Annotated in this window: 27 protein-coding genes; 20 read left to right on the forward strand and 7 right to left on the reverse strand. The window is 59.0% G+C overall.

Annotated features, from left to right (window positions below; all coding sequences use genetic code 11):
- Nucleotides 1–8: 8 nt before the first annotated feature.
- The 3 genes from pepT to ACSV9I_RS02120 form a co-directional block, all read right to left on the reverse strand.
- Entirely contained in the window at nucleotides 9–1,244 is a 1,236-nt protein-coding gene (gene pepT / locus ACSV9I_RS02110) for a peptidase T (protein ID WP_438326863.1), read from the reverse strand.
- On the reverse strand, nucleotides 1,241–2,092 hold the full coding sequence (locus ACSV9I_RS02115) for a D-alanyl-D-alanine carboxypeptidase family protein (protein ID WP_438326865.1): 852 nt from the start codon (nucleotides 2,090–2,092) through the stop codon (nucleotides 1,241–1,243). The genes pepT and ACSV9I_RS02115 overlap by 4 nt, the downstream gene beginning before the upstream one ends.
- A gap of 164 nt (nucleotides 2,093–2,256) precedes the next feature.
- Nucleotides 2,257–3,255 (reverse strand): TerC family protein, encoded by a 999-nt coding sequence (locus ACSV9I_RS02120; RefSeq protein ID WP_438326867.1) that lies wholly within the window; start codon nucleotides 3,253–3,255, stop codon nucleotides 2,257–2,259.
- Nucleotides 3,256–3,593: 338 nt separating this feature from the next.
- On the opposite strand from ACSV9I_RS02120, the gene rpsD reads away from it, so the two are divergent.
- From rpsD to ACSV9I_RS02145, 5 genes are all read left to right on the forward strand, one after another.
- Nucleotides 3,594–4,211, forward strand: coding sequence for a 30S ribosomal protein S4 (rpsD, locus tag ACSV9I_RS02125; protein ID WP_054158657.1), 618 nt, complete (start codon nucleotides 3,594–3,596; stop codon nucleotides 4,209–4,211).
- A gap of 112 nt (nucleotides 4,212–4,323) precedes the next feature.
- On the forward strand, nucleotides 4,324–5,250 hold the full coding sequence (locus ACSV9I_RS02130) for a glutaminase (RefSeq protein WP_438326868.1): 927 nt from the start codon (nucleotides 4,324–4,326) through the stop codon (nucleotides 5,248–5,250).
- A gap of 125 nt (nucleotides 5,251–5,375) precedes the next feature.
- Entirely contained in the window at nucleotides 5,376–6,239 is an 864-nt protein-coding gene (gene ttcA / locus ACSV9I_RS02135) for a tRNA 2-thiocytidine(32) synthetase TtcA (protein ID WP_438327667.1), read from the forward strand.
- Nucleotides 6,240–6,412: 173 nt separating this feature from the next.
- Complete coding sequence (locus ACSV9I_RS02140; RefSeq protein ID WP_438326870.1) at nucleotides 6,413–7,618, forward strand: lipase; 1,206 nt, start codon at nucleotides 6,413–6,415, stop codon at nucleotides 7,616–7,618.
- On the forward strand, nucleotides 7,615–8,196 hold the full coding sequence (locus ACSV9I_RS02145; protein ID WP_438326873.1) for a protein-S-isoprenylcysteine O-methyltransferase: 582 nt from the start codon (nucleotides 7,615–7,617) through the stop codon (nucleotides 8,194–8,196). Before ACSV9I_RS02140 ends, ACSV9I_RS02145 begins: the two co-directional genes overlap by 4 nt.
- 49 nt (nucleotides 8,197–8,245) lie before the next feature.
- Here the strand turns inward: ACSV9I_RS02145 and ACSV9I_RS02150 are convergent, their stop codons facing one another.
- Entirely contained in the window at nucleotides 8,246–8,866 is a 621-nt protein-coding gene (locus ACSV9I_RS02150; RefSeq protein WP_438326875.1) for a thioesterase domain-containing protein, read from the reverse strand.
- Between the two features lie 166 nt (nucleotides 8,867–9,032).
- Here ACSV9I_RS02150 and ACSV9I_RS02155 point away from each other — a divergent pair, with 166 nt between their 5' ends.
- The 12 genes from ACSV9I_RS02155 (at nucleotide 9,033) to ACSV9I_RS02210 (ending at nucleotide 19,056) form a co-directional block, all read left to right on the forward strand.
- A complete protein-coding gene (locus ACSV9I_RS02155) occupies nucleotides 9,033–9,863 on the forward strand; it encodes an inositol monophosphatase family protein (RefSeq protein WP_438326878.1) in 831 nt (276 codons plus the stop codon).
- A gap of 120 nt (nucleotides 9,864–9,983) precedes the next feature.
- Entirely contained in the window at nucleotides 9,984–10,301 is a 318-nt protein-coding gene (locus ACSV9I_RS02160) for an FtsB family cell division protein (RefSeq protein WP_054158650.1), read from the forward strand.
- A gap of 147 nt (nucleotides 10,302–10,448) precedes the next feature.
- On the forward strand, nucleotides 10,449–11,495 hold the full coding sequence (pdhA, locus tag ACSV9I_RS02165; RefSeq protein ID WP_054158649.1) for a pyruvate dehydrogenase (acetyl-transferring) E1 component subunit alpha: 1,047 nt from the start codon (nucleotides 10,449–10,451) through the stop codon (nucleotides 11,493–11,495).
- 18 nt (nucleotides 11,496–11,513) lie between these two features.
- Nucleotides 11,514–11,825, forward strand: a complete 312-nt coding sequence (locus tag ACSV9I_RS02170) for a hypothetical protein (protein ID WP_438326879.1) — start codon at nucleotides 11,514–11,516, stop codon at nucleotides 11,823–11,825.
- A 22-nt stretch (nucleotides 11,826–11,847) separates the two neighbouring features.
- Nucleotides 11,848–13,227: a pyruvate dehydrogenase complex E1 component subunit beta gene (locus tag ACSV9I_RS02175; RefSeq protein WP_438326881.1), complete on the forward strand. Its 1,380-nt coding sequence runs from the start codon at nucleotides 11,848–11,850 to the stop codon at nucleotides 13,225–13,227.
- Between the two features lie 15 nt (nucleotides 13,228–13,242).
- Entirely contained in the window at nucleotides 13,243–14,565 is a 1,323-nt protein-coding gene (locus ACSV9I_RS02180) for a pyruvate dehydrogenase complex dihydrolipoamide acetyltransferase (protein WP_438326883.1), read from the forward strand.
- Nucleotides 14,566–14,581: 16 nt separating this feature from the next.
- The gene (locus ACSV9I_RS02185) at nucleotides 14,582–15,220 is read left to right on the forward strand and encodes an SGNH/GDSL hydrolase family protein (RefSeq protein ID WP_438326885.1); all 639 of its coding nucleotides are present in this window, start codon (nucleotides 14,582–14,584) and stop codon (nucleotides 15,218–15,220) included.
- 109 nt (nucleotides 15,221–15,329) lie between these two features.
- Nucleotides 15,330–15,596, forward strand: coding sequence for a YdcH family protein (locus ACSV9I_RS02190; RefSeq protein ID WP_054158645.1), 267 nt, complete (start codon nucleotides 15,330–15,332; stop codon nucleotides 15,594–15,596).
- Nucleotides 15,597–15,677: 81 nt separating this feature from the next.
- Nucleotides 15,678–17,123: a dihydrolipoyl dehydrogenase gene (lpdA, locus tag ACSV9I_RS02195; RefSeq protein ID WP_438326887.1), complete on the forward strand. Its 1,446-nt coding sequence runs from the start codon at nucleotides 15,678–15,680 to the stop codon at nucleotides 17,121–17,123.
- 77 nt (nucleotides 17,124–17,200) lie between these two features.
- Entirely contained in the window at nucleotides 17,201–17,455 is a 255-nt protein-coding gene (locus tag ACSV9I_RS02200; protein WP_438326889.1) for a GlsB/YeaQ/YmgE family stress response membrane protein, read from the forward strand.
- A gap of 42 nt (nucleotides 17,456–17,497) precedes the next feature.
- The gene (gene lipA, locus ACSV9I_RS02205) at nucleotides 17,498–18,478 is read left to right on the forward strand and encodes a lipoyl synthase (protein WP_438326891.1); all 981 of its coding nucleotides are present in this window, start codon (nucleotides 17,498–17,500) and stop codon (nucleotides 18,476–18,478) included.
- A 125-nt stretch (nucleotides 18,479–18,603) separates the two neighbouring features.
- Nucleotides 18,604–19,056 (forward strand): type II toxin-antitoxin system RatA family toxin, encoded by a 453-nt coding sequence (locus ACSV9I_RS02210; protein WP_054158641.1) that lies wholly within the window; start codon nucleotides 18,604–18,606, stop codon nucleotides 19,054–19,056.
- Nucleotides 19,057–19,060: 4 nt separating this feature from the next.
- On the opposite strand, the gene ACSV9I_RS02215 is transcribed toward ACSV9I_RS02210, so the two are convergent.
- The 3 genes from ACSV9I_RS02215 to ACSV9I_RS02225 form a co-directional block, all read right to left on the reverse strand.
- Nucleotides 19,061–19,627 carry a hypothetical protein gene (locus ACSV9I_RS02215; RefSeq protein ID WP_438326893.1) on the reverse strand — a complete coding sequence of 189 codons (567 nt, stop codon included), beginning with the start codon at nucleotides 19,625–19,627 and terminating at the stop codon, nucleotides 19,061–19,063.
- 290 nt (nucleotides 19,628–19,917) lie between these two features.
- Nucleotides 19,918–20,415 carry a CinA family protein gene (locus ACSV9I_RS02220; RefSeq protein WP_438326895.1) on the reverse strand — a complete coding sequence of 166 codons (498 nt, stop codon included), beginning with the start codon at nucleotides 20,413–20,415 and terminating at the stop codon, nucleotides 19,918–19,920.
- Nucleotides 20,415–21,623 carry a bifunctional 2-C-methyl-D-erythritol 4-phosphate cytidylyltransferase/2-C-methyl-D-erythritol 2,4-cyclodiphosphate synthase gene (locus ACSV9I_RS02225; protein WP_438326897.1) on the reverse strand — a complete coding sequence of 403 codons (1,209 nt, stop codon included), beginning with the start codon at nucleotides 21,621–21,623 and terminating at the stop codon, nucleotides 20,415–20,417. Before ACSV9I_RS02225 ends, ACSV9I_RS02220 begins: the two co-directional genes overlap by 1 nt.
- Before the next feature lie 173 nt (nucleotides 21,624–21,796).
- Between ACSV9I_RS02225 and dusB the strand changes: the two genes are divergently transcribed.
- Genes dusB through ntrC form a run of 3 tightly spaced genes read left to right on the forward strand, consistent with a single transcriptional unit; the run spans nucleotide 21,797 to nucleotide 25,379 of the window.
- Entirely contained in the window at nucleotides 21,797–22,798 is a 1,002-nt protein-coding gene (gene dusB, locus ACSV9I_RS02230; protein ID WP_438326898.1) for a tRNA dihydrouridine synthase DusB, read from the forward strand.
- Nucleotides 22,795–23,931 (forward strand): two-component system sensor histidine kinase NtrB, encoded by a 1,137-nt coding sequence (locus ACSV9I_RS02235; protein ID WP_054158636.1) that lies wholly within the window; start codon nucleotides 22,795–22,797, stop codon nucleotides 23,929–23,931. The genes dusB and ACSV9I_RS02235 overlap by 4 nt, the downstream gene beginning before the upstream one ends.
- Nucleotides 23,928–25,379 carry a nitrogen regulation protein NR(I) gene (gene ntrC / locus ACSV9I_RS02240; protein WP_054158635.1) on the forward strand — a complete coding sequence of 484 codons (1,452 nt, stop codon included), beginning with the start codon at nucleotides 23,928–23,930 and terminating at the stop codon, nucleotides 25,377–25,379. Before ACSV9I_RS02235 ends, ntrC begins: the two co-directional genes overlap by 4 nt.
- The last annotated feature ends 60 nt before the right edge of the window (nucleotides 25,380–25,439 follow it).

Here is a 25,439-nt window from a genome sequence, read left to right on the forward strand (position 1 = left end):
GCACCCAATCAGGCTGCGCGTTCTTCCCAGACACGGACCAGTTCGACGATCGTTTCGACCGACTTTTCCATATCCTGAACGCTGACCCATTCAAGCGGCGAGTGATAGGCGTGGCCGCCCGTATAGATATTGGGGCAGGGCAAGCCCATGAAGGAAAGCCGTGAGCCGTCGGTGCCGCCCCGGATGCTGTGCTGAACGGGTTCGAGGCCGACGCGGCGGACGGCCTCGGCAAGGTTGTCCATGATTTCAGGATGCTGATCGAGCACCTGCTTCATGTTGCGATACTGGTGCTTGACCTGGAACGTATGGGTCGAGCCCGGATAGGTCGCCAAGACGTCCGTGGTGATCGCCCGCAGCAATGCTTGCTTTTCCCTCAGACCTTCTTCGGTAAAATCCCGGAGGATCAATTGGATACACGCCGATTCCATACTGCCGGAGATGCCTACGGGATGAATGAAGCCGATGCGGCCATCCGTCGTTTCCGGTGCCATGTCACGCGGCAGACGGGCGACGATGTCGCTGGCGATCTTGATCGCGTTTTCCATCTTGTCCTTGGCGTAGCCGGGATGCATGGCGAGGCCGGTGATGTCGATCGTCACGCCGTCTGCCGAAAACGTCTCGTTTTCGATCTCGCCGACGGTGCTGCCGTCCATCGTATAGGCGAAGCGTGCGCCGAGTTTTTCCAGGTTCACCTTGTCGGCACCCCGGCCAATCTCTTCGTCGGTTGTGAAGAGGATCTTGATCGTGCCGTGCCGGATGTCCGGATTGGCGATCAGGATGGCAGCGGCAGTCATGATTTCGGCGATTCCGGCCTTGTCGTCCGCGCCGAGCAAGGTTGTGCCATCGGTGGTGACAATGTCGTTGCCAATCTGGTTCAGAAGCTCGGGGTGGCTTGCGACCCGGATTACCTGGCTCGTGTCACCGATAAGTCTGATGTCTCCACCCTGATAATTCCGGACCAACTGCGGTTTCACGCCGGTCCCGGTGAAGTCCGGGGCGGTGTCCATATGCGAGCAGAAGCAGATGACCGCAACGTCCTTGTCGGAGTTCGAGGGAATGGTGGCATAGACGTTGCCGTGCTCGTCCATATGGGCGTCGGTCAGGCCGAGTCCAAGCAATTCCTCGACCAGAACACGGGCGAGGTCTTTCTGCTTCTCTGTCGAGGGTTGGCTGTCCGAGGTCGGATCGGACTGGGTGTCAATCACCACGTAGCGAAGAAGTCGGTCGAGAACAGTGTCCGTCATGGCTTTGCCTTTACATTGGTAATGTCCTGTATCATGCGCGGTCCAAGATATCGTTCGAACATGCCAACGATTTCTTCCGTCCGCGCCTCACCGCTTCTGGCGCCCATCACGACGCCGACCAGACGGCGGCCGCCTCTGGTGGCTGAGGTGACGATGTTGTAGCCGGATGCTTTTGTATAGCCGGTCTTGATGCCGTCTGCGCCGGGGTATTGTGTCAGAAAGGCGTTGTGGCCGCGCAATTTCATGCTGCGAAATGTCATGCTCCGCAGAGTGAACAGCTTGTATTCCTCGGGAAAGTCTCGGATCAGCGCCAGGCCTAGGCGTGCCATATCGGTGGCGGTCGTCACCTGCGCGGGATCGGGCAGGCCGGACGGGTTGGTGAATACAGTGCTCGCCATGCCCAGATCGCGGGCCTTGGTGGTCATAAGCTGGCCGAAGGCTGCTTCCGAACCGGCAAGTGTCTCAGCGATAACAGTGGCCGCATCGTTGGTGGACAGCACCACCATGCCGGTTACGGCTTCGCGAACGGTGATCGTGTTTCCGGCGCCGATCGCAAACTTGTAGGGCTCTTTGTCATTCGCATTCTTCGAAACGACCAGTCTCTGGTCCCAGTTGAGCCTGCCGGAATGCAGCGCTTCGAAGGTCAGATAGAGCGTCATCATCTTGGTCAGTGATGCTGGGTAGACGCGCTGGTCCGCATTCGAGGCTTCAAGCACTTGGCCGGTCGCTGCATCGACCAGGATGGTCGCGTGGGGCGGTGCCGCAGCCTCGGCCATTGTTAGGCAAGGCGATAGGGCGACGACGAATGAGAGGGCGAAGGCAATCAGGCGAACTGTGGGGGAGATCATCAGGGCAATAAGCTCATAGGGGAGGGAGCTATGGGATAGCCCAATTACGTCGGACTGTCAGCCTTATGGGGTCCTTGCGATCGATTTTCTGGAAGAAAACGGCTCAACAAAAAGAGAGGGGCGGTGTTTGGCCGCCCCTCTTTCCATTGTCTGTTCGGTTGATATCAGGCCTTGGGCGGCGTCTCCTGTGGCTCTGCCACGTCGTTGCGCGTCGCCCAGAGCGAGCCCAGAATACCGGCTGCGAGAATGCCCAGGGTGACCGTCAACGAGACGACCGGCGGGATCTTTGCAAGGCCCAGCATGTCGGCCAGGAAGATCTTCGAACCGATGAAGATCAGCACGACGGCTAGCGCGTACTTCAGATAGGCGAAGCGGTGGATCAGGGCAGACAGCGCGAAATAGAGTGCGCGCAGGCCAAGGATTGCGAAGATGTTCGAGGTGTAAACGATGTAGGGGTCGGTGGTGATTGCGAAGATCGCCGGGATCGAATCGACGGCAAAGATCACATCCGCCAGTTCAACCATGACCAGGGCCAGGAAAAGCGGGGTGACGAAACGCTTCAGCTTGCCGGTTTTTGGGTCGATCTCGCGCACCACGAACTTCTCGTCGCGCAGACCATCGGTAACGGGCAGCCTGCGACGCAAGAGATTCAGCACCGGATTGGTCGAGACGTCATATTCCTGGTCGGCCGTCATCAGCATCTTGATGCCGGTGATGATCAGGAAGGCCGCGAAGATGTAGAGAACCCAGCTGTAATTTTCGACGATGGCAGCGCCAGCGCCGATCATTACGCCGCGAAGCACGATCACACCAAGGATACCCCAGAGGAGCACCCGATGCTGGTAGGCACGGGGGACGGAGAAATAACTGAAGATCATCGCAATGACGAAGATGTTGTCCATTGCGAGGCTTTTTTCGACAACAAAACCGGTCAGATATTCAAGGCCTGCCTGTTCGCCGCTCTGGAACCAGATCCAGCCACCGAAGGCAAGGCCGAGCGTGATGTAGAAAGCAGAGAGGATGAAGCTTTCCTTGATGCCGATTTCACGGCTGTCCTTGTGAAGGACCCCAAGATCAAGTGCGAGAAGAAAGAGAACGACGACGATAAAGGTGAGCCACATCCAGGCAGGCTTGCCCAGAATGTCAATCCAAAGAAAATCCATTGCGGACATCCTTTGCCGGATTATGTTGATACTCGCAGCTCCGACATCACGGGAATCCGGCACTCGCGTCAGAGGGGCCCGGTGCTACGTTATTGCCATAATTGGATTGGAATGGGCGAAGTTCAAGTCCGGTTGTTGACATTTTTTCATCTGCCCCCTAATGACGCCGCAACGCCGGGCCGAAATGCCCGGTGTTTGTTTTGACATGTCCCGTGGTTTTCTCCGTTAGCTTACGTGAGAAGCCTGTCAGAGCCTCGGAAACGGAGGCTAAGAGGAGGGCGTGTTTCCTTAAGGTGGATTGGTAACAAGCCGCTGTAACCCTTTGAGAAGGAAATACGATGAGCAAGCGCGCATCATCTAAGTACAAAATTGACCGCCGTATGGGCGAAAACATCTGGGGCCGTCCGAAGTCCCCGGTGAACCGCCGCGAATACGGTCCTGGCCAGCACGGTCAGCGCCGCAAGGGCAAGCTTTCTGACTTCGGCGTGCAGCTGCGCGCAAAGCAGAAGCTGAAGGGCTACTACGGCGATATCCGCGAGAAGCAGTTCCGCGCAACGTACGAAGAAGCCAACCGCCGCAAGGGCGACACTGGCGAAAACTTGATCGGCCTGCTCGAGTCGCGTCTGGACGCCATCGTGTACCGCGCCAAGTTCGTACCGACGGTCTTTGCTGCCCGTCAGTTCGTCAACCACGGCCACGTCACTGTCAACGGCGTTCGCGTCAACATCGGTTCTTACCGCTGCAAGGCTGGCGACGTTATCGAAGTTCGTCAGAAGTCGAAGCAGCTGGTCACGGTTCTGGAATCGGTTTCGCTCGCAGAGCGCGACGTTCCAGATTACATCGAAGTCGACCACAACAAGATGGTTGCGACCTTCGTTCGCGTGCCGATGCTGTCGGACGTTCCTTATGCGGTCATCATGGAACCGCAGCTGGTCGTCGAATTCTACTCGCGTTGATCTCAGCGCGACGGATTTGTGGAAAGCCGCCCCTCGGGGCGGCTTTTTCTGTTTGCACTGCAAGATCAAGCCGCGATGATGGCGCGATATCCGTTTGGGCAGGGGAATGACAATGGATCTGCAAGCGATCGCCGACGATATCGTCAAGACGCTCGAGCCGAGGCTTGGTGAGGGTAAGGTCGCCGATTACATCCCCGAGCTTGCACGCGTTGATCCGAAGCAGTTCGGCATTGCCATCACGACCGTCGAGGGGCAAACGTTTAGGGCTGGCGATGCCGATGTTCCCTTCTCCATACAGAGTATCTCCAAGGTCTTCATGCTGACGCTGGCGCTTGGCAAAGCGGGTGAGGCGATCTGGAAAAGGGTTGGTCGAGAACCCTCTGGTTCCTCTTTCAATTCCATCGTTCAGCTCGAACACGAGCACGGCATTCCGCGCAATCCCTTCATCAATGCAGGCGCCATCGTCGTCAGTGATATGGTGTTGGCCGGGCATGCACCGCGTGAGGCGATTGGTGAATATCTGCGCTTCATGCGTTACCTGGCCGATGACGACACGTTGACGATCGACGAAAAGGTTGCGCAGTCCGAGCAGCGAACGGGTTACAGAAATTTCGCCCTTGCCAATTTCATGCACGGATTCGGCAATCTTGATCATCCGGTGGAGCATGTCCTCGGCGTCTATTTTCACCAGTGTGCGTTGGCGCTGAGCTGCGTGCAGCTCTCGCATGCGGGCCTGTTTCTCGCCAATCGCGGCACCAATCCGCTGACCGGGTTTTCGGTGGTGTCGCCTAAGCGTGCGCGGCGTATCAATGCCTTGATGCTGATGTGCGGTCACTATGATGGTTCCGGTGATTTTGCCTATCAGGTCGGTCTTCCGGGCAAATCCGGTGTCGGCGGCGGGATCCTGGCCGTGGCGCCTGGCAAGGCATCGATCGCCGTTTGGTCGCCAGGGTTGAACAAGGTCGGCAATTCTGCGCTTGGCTCGGCTGCGCTGGAAATGCTGGCCTCCAGGACGGGCTGGTCCGTGTTCGGGGCCTGATCAAGCATTCCGGTCCGGCCGTCATCAGGACTTGATCTTGGCGGCGGGAGCGGGCATTGCAATTTCGAAATGCCGCGAAGGCTGGAGCCATCATGAACATTGTCAATGCGACCGGGGCGATCGACATGCAGGGGTCTGAGCCCGTCGAGGCCGATGACGAGCTCGATCTCTCGGGTGTTCATGCGGTTTTTACACACGCCCCCCAGTCCGTATCGTTCAATAAGTTGCGCAAGCGCCTGATCCGGCAGGTGCGCCAGGCGATGACAGATTTTGACATGTTGAAGGGCCAGAAGCGTTGGCTCGTCGGACTTTCTGGCGGCAAGGATAGCTATGGACTGCTCGCCATTCTGCTCGACTTGCAATGGCGGGGACTTCTGCCTGTGGAATTGGTGGCGTGCAATCTCGACCAGGGGCAGCCGAATTTCCCCAAGCATGTCCTGCCCGATTATCTCGCATCGATCGGTGTCAAGCATCGCATCGAATATCGCGACACCTACTCGATCGTGAAGGAAAAGGTGCCGAGCGGCGGCACCTACTGCTCGCTCTGTTCGCGACTGCGCAGGGGCAATCTCTACCGAATCGCTCGGGAGGAGGGCTGCCAAGCGCTGGTGCTTGGCCATCACCGAGAGGACATCCTCGAAACCTTCTTCATGAATTTCTTCCACGGCGGACGCCTCTCGGCAATGCCGGCCAAGCTGTTGAACGACGAAAAGGATCTCTTCGTGCTGAGGCCACTTGCCTATGCTGCAGAGGACGATCTGGCGCGTTTTGCGCAGGCAATGGAATTCCCAATCATTCCTTGCGACCTTTGCGGCTCGCAGGATGGGCTGCAGCGCAATGCAATGAAGGATATGCTGGCCGGGATCGAAGCCAAGATGCCCGGGCGCAAGGATGCCATGCTGCGGGCTCTTGCCCATGTCGACCCCTCGCATCTGCTGGATCCGAAGCTCTTCGATTTTGCTGGATTGATGGCGCAGCCGAAGGAGTGATGTCGCGCCGTCGTGCCGATACAATCCGGCTTGGATACGAGGAAATTCTCTCATAAATCTGTTGAATTTCCGCGAGATGCTGGACGCGGCTTGAGCCATCTTGCAGATTGGCGAAGAGAGGGTGGCCGATGTGCCTATGCATATCGGAAATTGTGAGGGGTTGGGGAGACTGTATGTCTGAGTTGAGCCGGCCGGTGGTGGCCCGACGTGCCGTATTTCTCGTCGGCGGCTATGAGCGCAACGATGCCGAGGGTTTCTTTCGCAGGATCGGCAGGGAACTGGAGCGGTTCTGCGTCTGCTGGTCAGTCGACGCGCGCATGGATGTGCCAGTTCATGCGGACGATCATTCCTCCGCGACCGCAACGGTTCATTACACGGGGCCGGACGGCGCCTGCGATGCCGACATCACGTTCCTGAGCTTCGACGATATCGTGAGGCGCGATGGAGCACGGGCATTTCCGGTGCGTCTGTGGGCCTATCTGCTCGCCTTCTTCGACTATGTCGTTAGCGGCACGATGTTTCGGTTCTTTCAGACCAATTGGCGCTTTGCCCTCTATTTCCTCTATCCGTTTGTTGCCCTTCTCGGTTTCCTGTGGCTAGGGCATATCGCGTTCCGGATTGTGTCATTGCTCGGCCTGCCAGGTGGCGCCATTTTGCCTGCGGCCGCGGGTGCCGCCGTTGCCTATGCCGCGGGCCGTTATCTTGGAAAGCGCTATTTCGTTTTCCACCTGATGGACCTTTGGTCGTTCAGTCGCGAGCATCTGCATTGCCGACGGACGGACATGGATGGGCGGATCCAATCCTGGGTGGCGATGATTGACGGCCGACTGTCAGAGGGCCGCCACGACGAAGTGCTGCTGATCGGCCACTCCACCGGCGGCGCGCTGATCCTCGATGTTGCATCGCTGCTGGCCGATCGGCTTGAGAAGAAGGGCGAGCCCGTCAACTTTACCCTGCTGACGGTCGGGTCGACATCGCTGAAGGTCGCCCTTCACCCGGCGGCAGCGCGTGCCCGGGAGCGGCTGGCGGGATTGGCGAAATGTTCCGAAATTCGCTGGACCGAGTTCCAGGCGCTGACCGACATCATCAACTTCTATAAATGCGACCCCTATCGCCTGGCTGGTCTTACGCATCAACGCCGCGACGTCTTTCCGCAGCAGTTTCAGGTGCGTTTTCGCGAAATGCTCAAGCCCGACGTCTATAAACGGATCAAGCGCAACTTCTTCCGCGTGCACTACCAGTTCATTTCGGCGAACAGCCGGCGATATTTCTACGACTTCTTCATGATCTGCTGCGGTACGCGGCGGCTAGAAGAGGCAAGACCGGGATCCCTGCCGCTTGCAGGCGTCGATCCGGAAAAGGTAAAGGGTACTCCATGATCAGGCTTTCCTTCGTTCTCTGGGCGATCATGCTCGTGGCGTGGTGCGCTATGCGCTATCCGGCCATGCGCCGGGCGCGCCGGCAGAAGACCAGGCTCGACAAGCGGACACCACTCGACATTTCCCTGCTCACGCTTTGCGCTCTCGGGCTGGCCTTCATGCCGATTGCCTGGCGTGCTGGTTTGCTGGGTGGCCTTGCCGATCGCTCGCACTCGCCCATTCTCGTCATCGCCGGTGTCCTGACGGGTGCCGTCTTCCTCTGGCTGTTTCGCCGCAGCCACAAGGATCTGGGCACGAATTGGTCGGTGACTCTCGAGGTCCGCGAAGGGCATCGGCTGGTAACGCAGGGTGTGTATGCCCATGTCCGCCATCCGATGTATGCGTCGTTTCTGCTCTGGGGCATCGCGCAAGCGCTGCTTATCCCCAACTGGATCGCAGGATTCGCCGGGCTCGTGGCGGTCCTTGCCCTCTACTGCGTGCGCCAGTCTCGTGAAGAAGCAATGATGCGCGAGACGTTCGGCGCTGAGTATGACGCCTATTGCGCGCGTACCAAGAGGCTCGTCCCGGGAGTGTTCTAGATCAGGCAGTGTGGCGCGTCGCTTCGGGCTGTAACTGACCTGATTTCGTCTACGCGCGGCGGCGAAGGACCTTCTTGATTTCCTGGATCGACCGGGCGTGCAATTCGGGGTTCTTGTCAACGTTGAAGTGCCCGATGCCCTTCACTGCCGTTTCGCCCTGGCGCAGGTTGATGTTGGTAAGTTCGCCCTTGAAGCCGGGCGCCGGTAGCACAGGTGACCAGATGCTCTCGTCGCCGGTAAAGAAATTCAGTGTCTTCTTCACATTGCCGGGCACCGGCCCCCTGCCGGTCGGGTCAAAGCTGATGATCAGCTCGACGGGTATCTTCATCGGTTTCAGTGCGCTCGCAATCGCAAAGGTCATGTCGGCGCCAAGCGAGTGCCCGATGAGCACGATGGGTCGCGCCTCCTTGGAGCTCTTGTAACGATCCGCAATACGTTTCGCGAAGCTCGCAGAGTTTGGCAGGGATAAGACTTCGGCCTTGATGCCTTCCGCGGCGAGTTGTTTTCCGAGCGTGTCGAGGCCCATCGAAAAAACATTGGCGAAGCCCCGGAAGAGGTAGATCTGGCCCGTTGCCAGTTTCGCCTTTTTCTTCGTCGCCGCTTCGGCCGGGAGGACAGATGACGCTAGGAGGAGGGTGGCGGTCGATATCAGGGAACGCCTGGAAATCATGGCAGGGGCCGACTCCGAATTGTGTTGTTTTCAAGATCATGCATGTTTCCCGAGCCGAGACAACCGATCGTCCAGGCTTTCGCACTGTACTTTGACGCCTTCCAGCGGCTAGAAGGTCGGATGTTGAAGCCTTGGTCTTGGCTGACTGTTTTATCGGAGAGATTTCATGACGAGCACCGTCGACATCGCAGCCCTCGCCAACATCCTGCAGGAGGCTGCTGTGGTGGAGATCCTCCCACGGTTCCGCAATCTGGGGGATGGCGATGTGCGGATGAAATCTGAGGCGATCGATCTCGTCACGGAGGCCGACGAGGCTGCCGAACGCCTGATCCGAACGGCCGTCGAGGCATTGATGCCCGATGCGCTTTTCGTCGGTGAGGAATCGGTCGCAGCGGATCCGGGCCTTCTGGAGAAGCTGACGGATGCGGATCTCGCCGTCGTGGTCGATCCGATCGATGGCACTTTCAATTTTGCGTCGGGATTGCCTTTGTTCGGGGTCATGCTGTCGGTGATCAGCAAGGGCGAAACGGTCGCCGGCATCATCTATGATCCGATCGGCAATGACTGGGCCCTCTGCGAGAAGGGCAGTGGTGCTTGGCTTTGCAGGCCGGACGGAAGTCAGGAGCAGATGTTCATGCGCCCGAGCCGGCCGCTTTCGCAGATGATCGGCATCGCCAATACCGGTTTCTTCGACATCGAAGCTCGCCGTCGCATTCTCTCCAACCTCGCGGAGGTGCGACTGTTCACCAGCTACCGTTGCGCAGCGCACGAGTATCGGCTGCTGGGGCAGGGCCACATGGATTTTGCCATGTATAACAAGCTTATGCCCTGGGACCATCTCGCTGGCAGCCTGATGATGCAGGAGGCCGGAGCGCATGTTGCCAGGTTCGATGGTTCGGCCTATCTGCCGCAGCATGTGTCAGGTGGGCTTCTGGTTGCAGCTGACATTGATGCCTGGCAGGACTTGCGGCAAAGGGTGTTCACTGTCGACGGCTGATTGGCCGGTGCTGGGGGGCGATGCGCAGGTTTCTCACGCCTTGCCTGACAGGGTCAACGAAGGGTTAAGGGTTGCCAGCTAGACTGAAGGCCAGTAACGCGTTTCAGGGCTTTCGTCGGCATGTGGACCAGACACTACAAGAAGAAAAAATACGGTCGCTTCGTCTTGCCCGCCGTTGCCATCGCTTTCCTCTCCTATTTTGGCTATCATTCCATTCATGGGGACTATGGTCTCCGGGCTGGGCAGCAATACGAAAAACTGCGCATTGAGCGCAGCGCCGAACTTGCCAAGCTCGTGGAGCAGCGCGCGACGCTGGAGAAGGATGTCAGTCTGCTGAGTGATGGTTCGCTTGACGAAGACATCATTGATGAGAAGGCGCGCTATCAGCTCAATATGTCGAGGCCGGACGAAATCGTCATATTCAATACGTATTTTTGATTAACCGGAATTCGGTTAATCCGATATATTTGTTTTTTTTCAATGGTTTGCGTGGAATGCGAGCCATGCATTTATGGCATTGCGGCGGCCGTCATTCTTCCCTATTCTGTGGCTCACTTTGGACCATAATAACCATGGGAGGGATGTATGGCGCCGCGCAAATCCGCGACCGCTTCCAGCCGGAAGTCACCCGCTAAAACCGCCAGCAAGGAATTCACCGGTAAAAATACACCGGACTTCACCGCTGACGAAGAGCTTCACGCCTATCGTGAAATGCTCCTCATTCGCCGATTCGAGGAAAAGGCCGGCCAGCTTTATGGCATGGGCTTCATCGGTGGTTTCTGTCACCTTTACATCGGCCAGGAAGCTGTCGTTGTCGGCATGCAGATGGCGCAGAAGGAAGGTGACCAGGTCATTACCGCCTATCGCGACCATGGGCACATGCTGGCGCTTGGATTGAGCGCCCGTGGCGTCATGGCCGAATTGACGGGTCGCCGCAGCGGTCTGTCGAAGGGCAAGGGCGGCTCCATGCACATGTTCTCGAAAGAGAAGCATTTCTATGGCGGTCATGGCATCGTTGGTGCTCAGGTCTCGCTCGGCACCGGTCTGGCGTTTGCCAACCGTTACCGCGGCAATGACTCGGTGTCTGTTGCCTATTTTGGCGACGGCGCAGCCAACCAGGGCCAGGTCTACGAAAGCTTCAATATGGCGGCGCTCTGGAAGCTGCCGATCATCTATATCGTCGAGAACAACCGCTACGCCATGGGTACGTCGACCGCGCGCGCAACCGCGCAGGCTGACTATTCCAAGCGCGGTATCGGTTTTGGCATTCCCGGCATCCAGGTGGACGGCATGGATGTGCGCGCCGTGAAGGCCGCTGCCGACGAGGCGCTCGAGCATTGCCGTTCCGGCAAGGGCCCGATCATTCTTGAAATGCTGACCTATCGCTATCGCGGCCATTCCATGTCCGACCCGGCGAAGTATCGTTCCAAGGAAGAAGTGCAGAAGATGCGGTCGGAGCAGGATCCGATCGAACAGGTCAAGGCTCGTCTCCTGGAAAATGGGTGGGCTTCGGAAGACCAGCTGAAGGCCATCGACAAGGATGTGCGCGACATCGTTGCTGATAGTGCCGATTTCGCCCAGGCCGATCCGGAGCCGGATGTTTCCGAGCTCTACACCGACATTCTGCTGTAACGAAAAAGGTGGGGTGGAATGGATGCCATAGCAAATGCATGGGGAAGTCTCCCGCCATTGGCGGCTGGCTGGGCCATGAAATTGTTTGTATTGGCATTTTTGTTTTTCGTACCCGTGATATTGTATGGGCAGCGATTAGGGCGGAAAGCGGTAGATGAGGGGCGTGCCAGACTTTGCTTTGGCATGGTCTCCAACTTTACCGCGATGGCTGAAATTTTGCGACAGGCTCAGAGTGGGAGTGCCGTCGCTCGTTTGGTCATTGTTGTGAAGTTATGCTTGCTGCTTCTACTTGTGGTGCTGCTGGTCTGGCCGAAAGCTCCGGCCGTATAATTCTAAATTTGGTGAGGAAACGATGCCAATCGAGATTCTGATGCCTGCGCTCTCTCCGACGATGGAGGAAGGCACGCTGTCCAAGTGGATCAAGCAGGAAGGTGACACCGTCAAGTCCGGCGATGTGATCGCCGAAATCGAGACCGACAAGGCGACCATGGAAGTGGAAGCCGTCGATGAGGGCGTGCTCGGCAAGCTGCTGATTGCGGCCGGAACCGAGAACGTGAAGGTCAACACGGCCATCGCCATCCTGCTTCAGGACGGCGAGAGTGCCGATGCTGCTCCGGCCCCGAAGGCCGCTGCCGCCTCGGTAGAAGCATCACCCGCACCAGTCGCTGCCGCGCCGGCTGCATCTGCTGCGGTCCCGGCCCAGCCGAAGGTTGAGATTGCTGCCGATCCGGATGTGCCGGCCGGTACGGAAATGGTGACGATGACGGTGCGTGAAGCGCTGCGCGAAGCCATGGCCGAAGAGATGCGCGCGGATGACGACGTCTTCGTCATGGGTGAAGAAGTCGCCGAATATCAGGGCGCCTACAAGATCACGCAGGGCTTGCTGCAGGAATTCGGGGCGCGCCGGGTCATCGACACACCGATCACCGAGCACGGATTTGCCGGTGTTGGCGTTGGTGCTGCCATGGCGGGCCTGAAGCCGATCGTCGAGTTCATGACCTTCAACTTCGCCATGCAGGCGATTGACCAGATCATCAACTCGGCCGCCAAGACGCTGTATATGTCCGGCGGCCAGATGGGTGCGCCGATCGTGTTTCGCGGTCCAAACGGTGCGGCTGCCCGCGTCGGCGCGCAGCACAGCCAGGACTACGCTGCCTGGTACAGCCAAATCCCGGGTCTCAAGGTCGTCATGCCGTACACGGCAGCCGACGCCAAGGGTCTGCTCAAGGCTGCCATTCGCGATCCGAACCCGGTCATTTTCCTGGAAAACGAGATCCTCTACGGTCATTCCTTCGAAGTGCCGAAGATGGACAACTTCGTTCTGCCGATCGGCAAGGCGCGGATCCACAAAACCGGCAAGGATGCGACGATCGTGTCCTTCGGCATCGGCATGACCTATGCGGTCAAGGCAGTCGAAGAACTGTCCAAGGACGGGATCGATGTCGAGTTGATCGACCTGCGCACCCTCCGTCCGATGGATTTGCCGACTGTGCTTGCTTCAGTGAAGAAGACCGGCCGTCTGGTGACCGTTGAAGAAGGCTATCCGCAGTCTTCCGTCGGTGATTTCATCGCCAACGTAGTTCAGCGCGAAGCCTTCGACTATCTTGACGCTCCGGTCATTACGATCGCCGGCAAGGATGTGCCGATGCCTTACGCGGCAAACCTCGAAAAGCTCGCTCTGCCGAATGTCGGCGAAGTGGTCCAGGCCGTCAAAGCCGTCTGCTACAAATAAGGGGAGGTGAGGCACATGCCTGTTAACATCACCATGCCGGCACTCTCTCCGACGATGGAAGAGGGCAATCTGGCCAAGTGGCTGGTCAAGGAAGGCGACACGGTAAAAGCCGGTGACGTCATCGCCGAGATCGAGACAGACAAGGCGACCATGGAAGTGGAAGCTGTCGACGAAGGCGTCGTTGCGAAGCTCGTCGTTCCGGCCGGTACCGAGGCCGTTAAAGTCAATGCGCTGATCGCAATTCTCGCCGTGGACGGCGAAGACGTGGCCGATGCCGCAGCAGGCGGTGGTTCGGCGCCAGCGAAAGCCGAGGCTGCACCTGCGCCGAAGGCTGAAGCTGCTCCGGCACCGGTTGCGGCATCCGCTCCTGCGGCAGCTGTTTCTGCCGCGCCGGCCGTCGCGACCGGCGAGCGCGTGTTCGCTTCGCCGCTTGCCCGTCGAATGGCGAAGGATGCCGGTCTCGACATCAAGTCTGTGTCCGGCTCCGGTCCAAAGGGGCGCATCGTCAAGAGCGACGTCGAGAAGGCTGCCGCCGGTGGCGTCAAGACTGCTCCGGCAACGGCTGCTGCTCCGGCCGCCGCTCCAGTTCTCGCCAAGGGTGCGTCGGAAGAGGCCGTTCTCAAGAACTTTGCTGAAGGCTCCTACGAGCTCGTGCCGCATGACGGCATGCGCAAGACGATCGCCAAGCGCCTGCAGGAATCGAAGCAGACCATCCCGCATTTCTACGTCTCCGTCGATTGCGAACTGGATGCACTGCTGGCACTGCGTGCCCAGTTGAACGCCGCTGCCCCAGAAAAAGATGGCAAGCCGGCCTACAAGCTCTCGGTCAACGACATGGTGATCAAGGCCCTCGCACTCGCGCTCCGCGACGTGCCGGATGCCAACGTCTCCTGGACCGACACCAACATGGTCAAGCACAAGCATGCCGATGTCGGCGTGGCGGTCTCGATCCCGGGCGGCCTGATCACCCCGATCATCCGCAAGGCCGAGGAAAAGAGCCTGTCCACGATCTCCAACGAGATGAAGGATCTCGGCAAGCGCGCCAAGGACCGCAAGCTGAAGCCCGAGGAATATCAGGGCGGCACGACTGCCGTGTCCAACATGGGCATGATGGGCGTGAAGAGCTTCTCGGCTGTCGTGAACCCGCCGCATGCAACGATCCTCGCGGTCGGCGCCGGTGAAGAACGGGTTGTCGTCAAGAAGGGTGAGATGAAGATCGCCAATGTCATGACCGTGACGCTGTCGACCGACCACCGCTGCGTCGATGGCGCGCTCGGTGCCGAGCTGCTCGGCGCCTTCAAGCGCTACATCGAAAATCCGATGGGCATGCTGGTCTGATTGAGGGAGCGGTGCCATGAAGACCGTTCTCGCTTACGGCGACAGCCTGACATGGGGATACGACCCGGTAAATCTGGGTCGGCATGCCTACGAGGACCGCTGGACGAGCGTCTTGCAAAAGGCGCTCGGTCATGGGGTCCGGGTGATCGCCGAAGGCCTGAACGGCCGCACCACCGCCTATGACGACCATCTCGCGGACTGCGAACGCAACGGCGTGAAGCTGTTGCCGAGCATTCTTGAGACGCACAAGCCAATCGATCTCGTGATCTTCCTGCTCGGAACTAACGACATGAAGCGAGGGATCGGTGGCTCGGCCATCGCGGCTACCAAGGGCATCGACCGGCTGGTAAAGCTTGTTCGCCATCATGACTGGGGTTTCGGTTACGAAGGGCCGGATATCTTGCTCGTCTCGCCGCCGCAGATCTGTGCCACAGCGAATGTGCATTTCGCGGCCATGTTCAAGGGTGGATTGGAAGAGTCGGCCATGCTCGCGAGCTACTACCGTGACCTCGCCGATGAGACCGGCTGTGGCTTCTTCGATGCAGGGTCCGTTGCAAAGACCACGCCGCTTGATGGCATCCATCTGGACGCCGAAAACACCCGCGCCATTGGACGAGGCCTCGAGCCGATCGTCCGGATGATGCTCGGGCTTTGAAGAAAGGTCGCATCCTGCATCCTCTGGCAGGGCGCGTTGATCAATATCAAGGAGGTCTTCTGCGCTGCGTCTAACCTGAGCCCATCAACCCGCAAGAGGAGATGGGATCATGTCAAACACACCGCACGAACTGGCAGCGGAATTCCCGGAACACGTCGCGCTGATGCGCCATCTGAAGGAAACGGATGGACATTTCGCCAGACTGTTCGAGGCCTATCATGAGGTCAACGGGGTGATTCACCGGGCCGAAACCGATATCGAGCCTGCAGACGACTTCCACATCGTCGAACTTCGGAAGAAGCGGATGCAGCTCAAGGATGAAATCTACGGGATGCTGGTTCGTCATGAACCGGAAGCCGGCTTGCCTGCCGTTTAAGCAGGGGTTCGCTTCCAATCCCGCACCGGACCTCCGGCGGTTGCCGATCGGAGGTCCGTAAACCGAGGAGTGGAAGCACCCATGTCGAATGCCTATGACGTCATCATCATCGGTTCCGGCCCTGGCGGTTACGTTACCGCCATCCGTGCCGCTCAATTGGGTCTGAAGACCGCGATCGTTGAGCGCGAGCATCTGGGCGGCATCTGCCTCAACTGGGGCTGCATCCCGACCAAGGCCCTGCTGCGCTCGGCCGAAATCCTCGATCACGCCAATCACGCAAAATCCTATGGTCTGACGCTGAACGGCACGATGACCGCCGACGTGAAGGACGTAGTCGCCCGTTCGCGCGGCGTTTCGGCTCGCCTCAACGGCGGCGTCGCCTTCCTGATGAAGAAGAACAAGATCGACGTCATCTGGGGCGAAGCCAAGCTTTCCAAGCCCGGCGAAGTCGTCGTCGGCAAGATGTCAAAGCCCGTCGTCGAGCCGCAGAACCCGGTTCCGAAGGGCGTGCTGGGCGAGGGCACCTACACCGCGAAGCACATCATCGTCGCCACGGGCGCCCGTCCGCGTGCGCTTCCGGGTATCGAGCCGGATGGCAAGCTGATCTGGACCTATTTCGAAGCGATGAAGCCGGACTTCATGCCGAAGTCGCTGGTTGTCATGGGCTCGGGAGCCATCGGCATCGAATTCGCCTCCTTCTATCGCTCCATGGGCGTCGACGTCACCGTGGTCGAACTGATGTCGAACATCATGCCGGTCGAGGACGTGGAAATCTCCACCTTCGCCCGCAAGCAGCTGGAAAAGCGCGGCCTGAAGATCATCACCGAGGCCAAGGTCTCGAAGGTCGAGAAGGGCGCAAACTCCATCACCGCTCATGTCGAGACCAAGGACGGCAAGGTCCAGACGATCACCGCTGACCGCCTGATCTCCGCCGTCGGCGTCCAGGGCAATATCGAGAACCTCGGCCTCGAAACGCTCGGTGTGAATACCGATCGCGGCTGCATCGTCATCGACGGCTACGGCAAGACCAATGTGCCGGGCATCTATGCAATCGGCGACGTTGCCGGCCCGCCGATGCTCGCCCACAAGGCCGAGCATGAGGGCGTCATCTGCATCGAGAAGATCGCCGGTGTTCCGGGCGTTCACCCGATGGACAAGGCGAAGATCCCGGGCTGCACCTATTGCAACCCGCAGGTCGCTTCTGTCGGTCTGACGGAAGCCAAGGCCAAGGCCGAGGGTCGCGAGATCCGCGTCGGTCGCTACTCTTTTGCCGCCAATGGCAAGGCGATCGCGCTGGGCGAAGACCAGGGCATGATCAAGACCATCTTCGACAAGAAGACAGGCGAACTGCTCGGTGCCCATATGGTCGGCGCGGAAGTGACCGAACTCATCCAGGGCTTCGTTGTCGCGATGAACCTCGAGACAACGGAAGAAGAACTGATGCACACCATCTTCCCGCATCCGACACTGTCGGAAATGATGAAGGAAAGCGTGCTGGACGCCTATGGTCGCGTGCTTAACGCCTGACAGCCTGTTGTGACAGCAGATGCTGCCGCCTATATAGGCGGCAGGTGCCCTTTGGGGATATTTGACGGGAGCAGTTCGTGGCAGGGTTCGAAGTCGGCATAATCGCGACAATTTTCTTCGGTGGTCTTGCGGGCTGGCTTGCCGGCAAGTTCATGAACATGCGCTTCGGCATCTTAATGAACATCGTGATCGGCATCGTTGGTGCTGCGGTTGCTGCGGCGATCTTCCGCCGTCTCGGCATTTTCGTTGAAGGCGACTGGTTGGGCTATCTGCTCACCAGTTTCATTGGCGCCAGCCTTCTTCTCTTCATCGCCAAGCTTCTTCGGCGGTAACATCGATAATTCCGCTTTTGGCGGTGCAGGCAGGGTCAGACCATGGTCACTATCCTCGACAGGATCAATCCGACAGCAGCAGCCGCGGACGAGAAGCGCGTTCGTCACCCGGAAAAGGCGCACAAGCCGGACACCGAGGTGATGCGCAAGCCGGAATGGATCCGCGTCAAGGCGCCGACCTCCAAGGGTTATCATGAGACCCGCGAACTGGTGCGCAGCCATAAGTTGGTGACTGTCTGCGAAGAAGCCGGCTGCCCGAATATCGGCGAGTGCTGGGACAAGAAGCACGCGACCTTCATGATCATGGGTGAGATCTGTACCCGTGCCTGCGCGTTTTGCAATGTTGCGACGGGCAAGCCCAATGCTCTCGACATGGCTGAGCCTGAGAATGTTGCGAAGGCCGTCAAGCAGATGGGCCTCTCGCATGTGGTCATCACGTCCGTCGACCGGGACGATCTTGCCGATGGTGGCGCCGAGCACTTCGAAAAGGTGATCTGGGCCATCCGGGCGGCTTCTCCAGAAACCACGATCGAAATCCTGACGCCGGACTTCCTGAAGAAGCCGGGCGCTCTTGAGCGCGTCGTTGCCGCCAAACCGGATGTCTTCAACCACAACATGGAAACCGTTCCCGGCAATTACCTGACGGTGCGTCCCGGTGCGCGCTACTTCCACTCGGTGCGCCTGTTGCAGCGGGTGAAGGAACTCGACCCGACCATGTTCACCAAGTCTGGCATCATGGTCGGCCTTGGCGAGGAGCGCAATGAAGTGCTGCAGTTGATGGACGACCTGCGCACTGCCGATGTCGATTTCCTGACCATCGGCCAGTATCTCCAGCCGACGCGCAAGCACCACAAGGTGATGAGCTTCGTTACGCCGGAAGAGTTCAAGTCCTATGAGGACATTGCTTACACCAAGGGCTTCCTGATGGTGTCCTCGAGCCCGCTGACACGCTCTTCGCATCATGCCGGTGATGATTTTGCACGCCTGAAGGCGGCGCGGGAGAAGTTGCTCACTCGCGCTTGATGTAAGCACGTGGGGCAGCGGCTGGTCGTCGCGGTCACTCTGGTGCCGCTGTTCTGGCTTTGAAATCCTATGGTGAGATGGCCAAGCTTCTTGATCTCGAGGCCATCCCTGCTTAAGTCCCAGATATGCCACAGTTCGAAACCCGCCGCCTTGTCAAGCACTCGCCCGACCGCATGTATGCCCTTGTGGCAGATGTCGAGCGCTATCCGGAGTTCCTGCCGCTTTGCGAGGCCTTGAGCATTCGCTCGCGCCGCGAACGTGATGGCAAAGAGCTGCTGCTGGCGGACATGACGGTGGGTTACAAGGCGATCCGCGAGACCTTTACGACCCAAGTCCTGCTGACCGCGGCGGAGCGGGCGATCGATGTCAAATACATTGAGGGACCGTTCAAGTATCTCGACAATCGCTGGCGTTTCGAAGAGGCGGGCGATGGCGGTTGCGCCGTGCATTTTTTCATCGACTACGAATTCAAGAACCGGATTCTCGGCGCCTTGATGGGCTCGATGTTCGACCGTGCATTCCGGATGTTCTCGGAAGCCTTCGAGACGCGGGCGGATAAGATCTACGCCGAGCTCTGAGTATTCATATCAACGGACGCTGCTCGATGTAATGGCCGTACAGCGTGGTGAGGACAGAGAGCCCGAGCATGGTCATGAACCACTGGGCAGGGATGTACCAGACAAACGCCAAACCTAGCGAGATGCCGGCGAGAGCCTGAGCGATTAGGTCGGTGACTAGTCCTGCGAGCGCCAGGATTACCACGAGCGCGAGAAAAACAAGGCCGTTTCCGCCAGTCGTCGTCAGCCCCTCAAGAAGCGGAGTCTGATGGCCGAGAGCAACTCCTGGCAGTATCGTTGCCAGCCGAAGGGTGATCGTGGAAAGGGCGAGATAGGCCGGAATGACGAGAAAGAGGGTGTAGGGGACAAGACCAGCGGGCAGGCTCGCAGCGAGCATGGCGATGAATGCCATCAGCATGAGCGCCGGAATGATGAGGATCAGGCCGAGTAACAGCCCTTTGCCGAAGTAAGCCGCCATTCGGCGCCCGTGAAAGGGCGGGCGCCAACCTGACAGTTCGCCCAGCAGCACGAAACGATGCCATGCAACGGCTGTCCAGAGAAATGCGACACCGAAGATAACAACCGCAATCAAGGATCTTCCGGCATCACCCGCAGCTTGGCCGGTGCTGACGCGCTGCTGCATCTGCTCTGGGGAAAGGAGTAGGATGTCACCCGACACTAACAATAATCCGATCAGCGCCAGTCCTAGAGGTTAGGCAGAGACCGAGACGGCTGCTTTGAAATTCCCTGCGAGTTGACGTAGGGCGTGCCGGAAAATCTGCCAGGCCTTCATTCGGCTGCTCCAAATGTGAAAATGCAAACCTTCAGGAAATTGGGCAAGGGATAGTCACGTGGCAAAATTGCGATGCCGCTGACATCGACTTATTCCACAGCTCTGAGTAGCATTTCAAGGGCCGTGTTAATCGTTGCAAGCCTTACCGGGTGACGACCGATATCGCCGTAACGCATTTCCCGGTGATTGGTCAGCCCGCTTCGGGTCGTCAATGCCAGATGCACGAGCCCGACCGGCTTTTCGTCCGATCCGCCTCCCGGTCCGGCAATTCCGGTGACGGCCACAGCAACATGTGCGTTCGAGCGCATCAGCGCGCCACTGGCCATCTGCAGCGCTGTCTCCTTAGAGACTGCCCCGAAGGCCTCCAGCGTTTTGGCTGAGACGCCGATCAAATCCATCTTCGCCTGATTGGTATAGGTGACGAAGCCACGGTCCACCACGGCGGAGGAGCCAGAGATCTCCGTCAGAGCGCCGGCGATCAAGCCGCCGGTGCAGGATTCCGCCGTTGTGATCATCCATCGTCGTTCGCGGTAGGCAGCGATGATTGTCGCAGCCTTGGTTTCTATATCTGCGGGATACAGCCCCATCAGCTCATGTCCTGAAAGACGACGCTCGCGGTGGCGATTGCCGCGATGCCTTCACGACGGCCGACGAAGCCGATCGTCTCGTTGGTTGTTGCCTTGACCGAGCAGCGGTCGAGCGAGATGCCCAGGATTTCGGAGAGTTTTTCGCGCATGGCCTGGCGATGCGGGCCGATTTTAGGTGCTTCGGCAATTAACGAAACGTCTGCATTCATGATCGTGCCGCCCGCCTTGCGAACGATGTCGGCTGCGTGCTCAAGGAAAATCCGCGAGGGTGCGCCCTTCCATTGAGGGTCGGAAGGGGGGAAGTGATCGCCTATATCGCCTGCGCCACAGGTGGCGAGCAGCGCATCCGTCAGAGCGTGAAGGGCGACATCCGCGTCCGAGTGGCCCTTCAATTTCTGGTCGTGTGGAATGAAGACGCCGCACAGAGTCACGCCCTCGCCGGATTCGAGCTGGTGGACGTCGTAGCCGTTGCCGGTTCGGACATCGGGGAGGGCGGCCCGCTTCAGTTTTTCGTCGGCCATGGTGATATCCCTCTGCACTGTGAGTTTGATATTGTCGATTGAGCCTTCGACGATATGAACCGGGATGCCGGCCCACTCGGCAATCGAGGCGTCGTCCGTAAAGTCGATGTTTGCCTCGCGTGCGGCCCGCTCATGAGCGGCCAGGATGGTTTCATAGTGGAAGCTCTGCGGTGTCTGGGCGGCGAAGAGATCCTTGCGAGGAACCGTATCGATCACAACCTTGGATGCGTCGGCCCGTTTTATTGTATCGGTAACGGCAACGGCCGGCAGAAGCGCCGCTTTACCGGCGGCGAGATCTGTCGCGATCCGATCCAAGAGCGCATGGTTCGCAAAGGGCCGAACGCCGTCATGGATCATGACGTGTTCGACGCCGCTTTCCCGTAAGCACCTCAATCCGTTCAGGACCGATTCCTGCCGTGTTGCACCGCCGGTCACGATCATAAACTGATCCTGCCTGGCTAAATCCGAGGTGGCGGCCTTTAGAAGTGTGTCATCGTCTGGGTGAATGACGACAACTACGGGGCCACTTTTGGGCCATTCGAGGAAAAGCTTCAGTGTGTGCCAGATGACCGGCTTGCCACCGATCCGCCGATACTGTTTGGGTCCCTCGACTGAAGCGCCTGCGCGTTCCCCGCGGCCTGCAGCGACGAGGATGATCCCGATTGTTCTGCTCCGCTCTTGCTCCATTGCCCTGCCTGGTCCATGACACATTATCTTCGCAACCGTGCTCTATCGGCTCGAACATCCCTTTTCCAGCATCTGCACGATTTTTTATCGACGGCATGGCTTTGCCTCTTGGCAATCGCCTCGGTACTGTCTAAAAATAGTGCAGAATGCACTGATGCTCGAAAGATAGTCATTTGACGTCTGTCACCCTAGATAGTCCGTTTCAGATCGGACCCGTCCGCGTACGCAACCGTGTTGTGCTCGCGCCGATGTCGGGCGTCACCGACCTGCCGTTCCGCCAGCTGGCCTTCCGCTATGGCGCAGGGCTGGTTGTCACTGAAATGGTTGCCAGCCGGGAGCTGGTATTTAATGCGGCTGAAAGCTGGTCGCGGCTTAAGGGAGCAGGGTTGTCTCCCCACATGGTGCAGCTTGCCGGCCGAGACGCGAAATGGCTCGCAGAGGCCGCCGTGATTGCCGAGGCTAACGGGGCCGATATCATCGACATCAATATGGGTTGTCCGGCGAAGAAGGTGATCGGCGGTTATGCCGGATCTGCCCTGATGCGCGAACCGGACCACGCGCTGTCGCTGATCGAGGCGACAGTCAAGGCCGTCAAGATCCCGGTGACCGTCAAGATGCGGCTTGGCTGGGACAGTGCTTCCATCAATGCGCCCTATATCGCCAAGCGCGCTGAAGATGCTGGCGTGCAGTTGGTCACGGTCCATGGCCGTACCCGGATGCAGTTTTACGAGGGGCGGGCCGACTGGGACGCGATTGCTGCCGTGCGCGACGCGATCCGGATTCCCCTGGTCGCCAATGGCGATGTGGAAACGGCTGATGACGCAGCCGATATCCTGCGTCGGTCGGGGGCGGATGCCGTGATGCTCGGCCGGGCCTGCCAGGGACGTCCCTGGCATGCCGGTCAGTTGGCGGGGCATGATGGGCCGCAGACTGCCGAAATTCCGGCCATCGCACTGGAACACTACCGGATGATGCTGGAGCATTATGGCGCGGATGTTGGCGTCAGGCATGCCCGCAAGCATCTCGGCTGGTATATCGATCGCCATGCAAAAGATGTGGCGCCCGATGAAAAAGCCGCGCTGATGACATCCAAGGACCCCGAACAGGTTGCGAAGGCTTTGATGCAGGCTCTCTCCAAAGGGATTGCCGGCCAGGCCATACAGGAGGCCGCATGACGGCGAATGACAAGGGGACCGGCCTCGCCATGGCCGTCTTGAACGCCATCCAGAATCCCGTGGTGATGGTGGATGCCAACGGCCATATCGCTTTTGCCAATTGGGAGGCTGAGGCCTTTTTCGGCGCGAGCGCGACACATCTGTCTCGCTATCGTATCTCGACCTTCATTCCCTTTGGCAGTCCGCTTCTATCCCTTATCGAGCAGGTGCGCGAACGTCGCGCGCCGGTGAATGAATACCGCGTCGACCTTAGTTCGCCGCGACTTGGCCAGGAAAAACTCGTTGATCTCTATGTCGCACCGGTGCTGAGCCAGCCGGGAAATGTCGTTGTCGTTTTTCAGGAACGCTCGATGGCCGACAAGATCGACCGGCAGTTGACGCATCGTGCGGCCGCGCGATCAGTCACAGGGCTTGCCTCGATGCTGGCGCATGAGATCAAGAACCCACTTTCGGGCATTCGAGGTGCCGCGCAGCTGCTGGAGACTGCCGTTACCGATGAAGATCGGGCTCTGACACGGCTCATCTGCGATGAGACCGATCGGATTGTGTCGTTGGTCGATCGCATGGAAGTGTTCTCGGATGAGCGTCCGGTGGATCGCCAGTCGATCAACATCCATTCGGTCCTCGATCAGGTGAAGGCGGTCGCCAAAGCGGGTTTTGCGCGCAACATTCGCATCACCGAAAGCTATGACCCGTCGTTGCCCCCGGTCTTTGCCAATCGCGACCAGTTGGTGCAGGTGTTCCTGAACCTGGTGAAGAATGCCGCCGAGGCCATTGGCGAACGGTCGGACGGAGAGATCCAGCTAACGACGGCATATCGTCCGGGTATCCGTCTCTCGGTTGCCGGCTCGCGCGAGAAGATTTCCCTGCCGCTCGAATTCTGCGTCCATGACAACGGTCCTGGCGTTCCATCCGACCTTCTGCCGCATCTCTTCGATCCCTTCATTACGACCAAGACCAATGGTTCGGGGTTGGGGCTGGCTCTGGTCGCCAAGATTATCGGCGGCCATGGCGGCATCGTCGAATGCGAGAGCCAGGCGAACCGCACCACCTTCCGCGTCCTGATGCCAATGTCGAAAGAAATTGCACTCGACGACGCGCCGATTGCCAAATCCACGGGAACATACGAATGACGGCCACAATTCTTGTTGCAGACGACGATGCTGCGATCCGCACTGTCCTGAACCAGGCCTTGAGCCGGGCAGGCTATGATGTGCGCATCACCTCGAACGCCGCCACCTTGTGGCGCTGGGTGTCGGCCGGCGAGGGGGATCTCGTGGTGACCGATGTCGTGATGCCGGACGAGAATGCATTTGATCTCCTGCCGCGGATCAAGAAGGCCCGGCCAGACTTGCCCGTGCTTGTGATGAGCGCGCAGAACACTTTCATGACGGCAATCAAGGCTTCCGAAAAAGGCGCCTATGACTATCTGCCGAAGCCTTTCGATCTCACCGAACTGATCGCGATCATTGGCCGGGCACTGTCCGAACCGAAGAAGCGTCCGGCGCGCCTCGACGACGACATGCAGGATGGGATGCCGCTTGTCGGTCGTTCTGCAGCCATGCAGGAAATCTACCGCGTCCTTGCCCGCCTCATGCAGACTGACCTGACGTTGATGATCACGGGTGAGTCCGGCACCGGCAAGGAACTGGTGGCCAAGGCCCTTCACGACTATGGCAAGCGCCGCCACGGTCCCTTCGTTGCGATCAACATGGCCGCCATTCCACGAGACCTGATCGAATCCGAGCTGTTCGGTCACGAGAAGGGTGCGTTCACCGGTGCGCAGACACGCTCCACAGGCCGCTTTGAACAGGCCGAGGGGGGCACGCTCTTTCTTGACGAGATTGGCGACATGCCGATGGATGCGCAGACGCGCCTTCTGCGCGTCTTGCAACAAGGTGAATATACGACCGTGGGCGGACGCACGCCGATCCGCACAGATGTCCGAATTGTTGCTGCGACCAACAAGGACCTGAAGCAGTCCATCAATCAGGGGCTTTTCCGCGAGGATTTGTATTATCGCCTCAACGTGGTTCCGTTGCGGCTGCCGCCGCTGCGCGATCGCGCGGAGGACATTCCCGACCTCGTCCGGCATTTCATCCAGCAGGGCGAGAAGGAAGGGCTGGACGCAAAGCGTTTCGACCAGGATGCGCTCGAAGTGATGAAGTCCTATGCATGGCCGGGCAATGTTCGCGAGCTTGAGAATGTTGTTCGCCGCCTGATGGCGCTTTATCCACAGGATGTCATAGGCCGCGAAATCGTCGAGCAGGAGCTGCGGGCGGATATTTCCGACAGTCCAATTACCAAGGCCGGCGTGCCCGTTGGCAGCATGACGATCGCGCAGGCGGTCGAGGAAAATATGCGCACCTACTTTGCAGGCTTTGGTGACGCCCTGCCGCCGGCTGGCCTCTATGACCGTGTGCTGACCGAAATGGAGTATCCGCTGATCCTTGCCGCGCTGACGGCAACACGCGGAAATCAGATCAAGGCTGCTGATCTTCTCGGGCTCAATCGCAATACCTTGCGCAAGAAGATCCGCGAACTCGGCGTTTCCGTCTATCGCAGCTCCCGCTCGGCTTGACATGCCGGGAACCTCCGTTGCAATTTCGCCACAATACGTTGCTCAAAAGCCACGTTGACT

This window comes from Rhizobium sp. G187 (assembly GCF_051549525.1).
Classification (GTDB): domain Bacteria; phylum Pseudomonadota; class Alphaproteobacteria; order Rhizobiales; family Rhizobiaceae; genus Allorhizobium.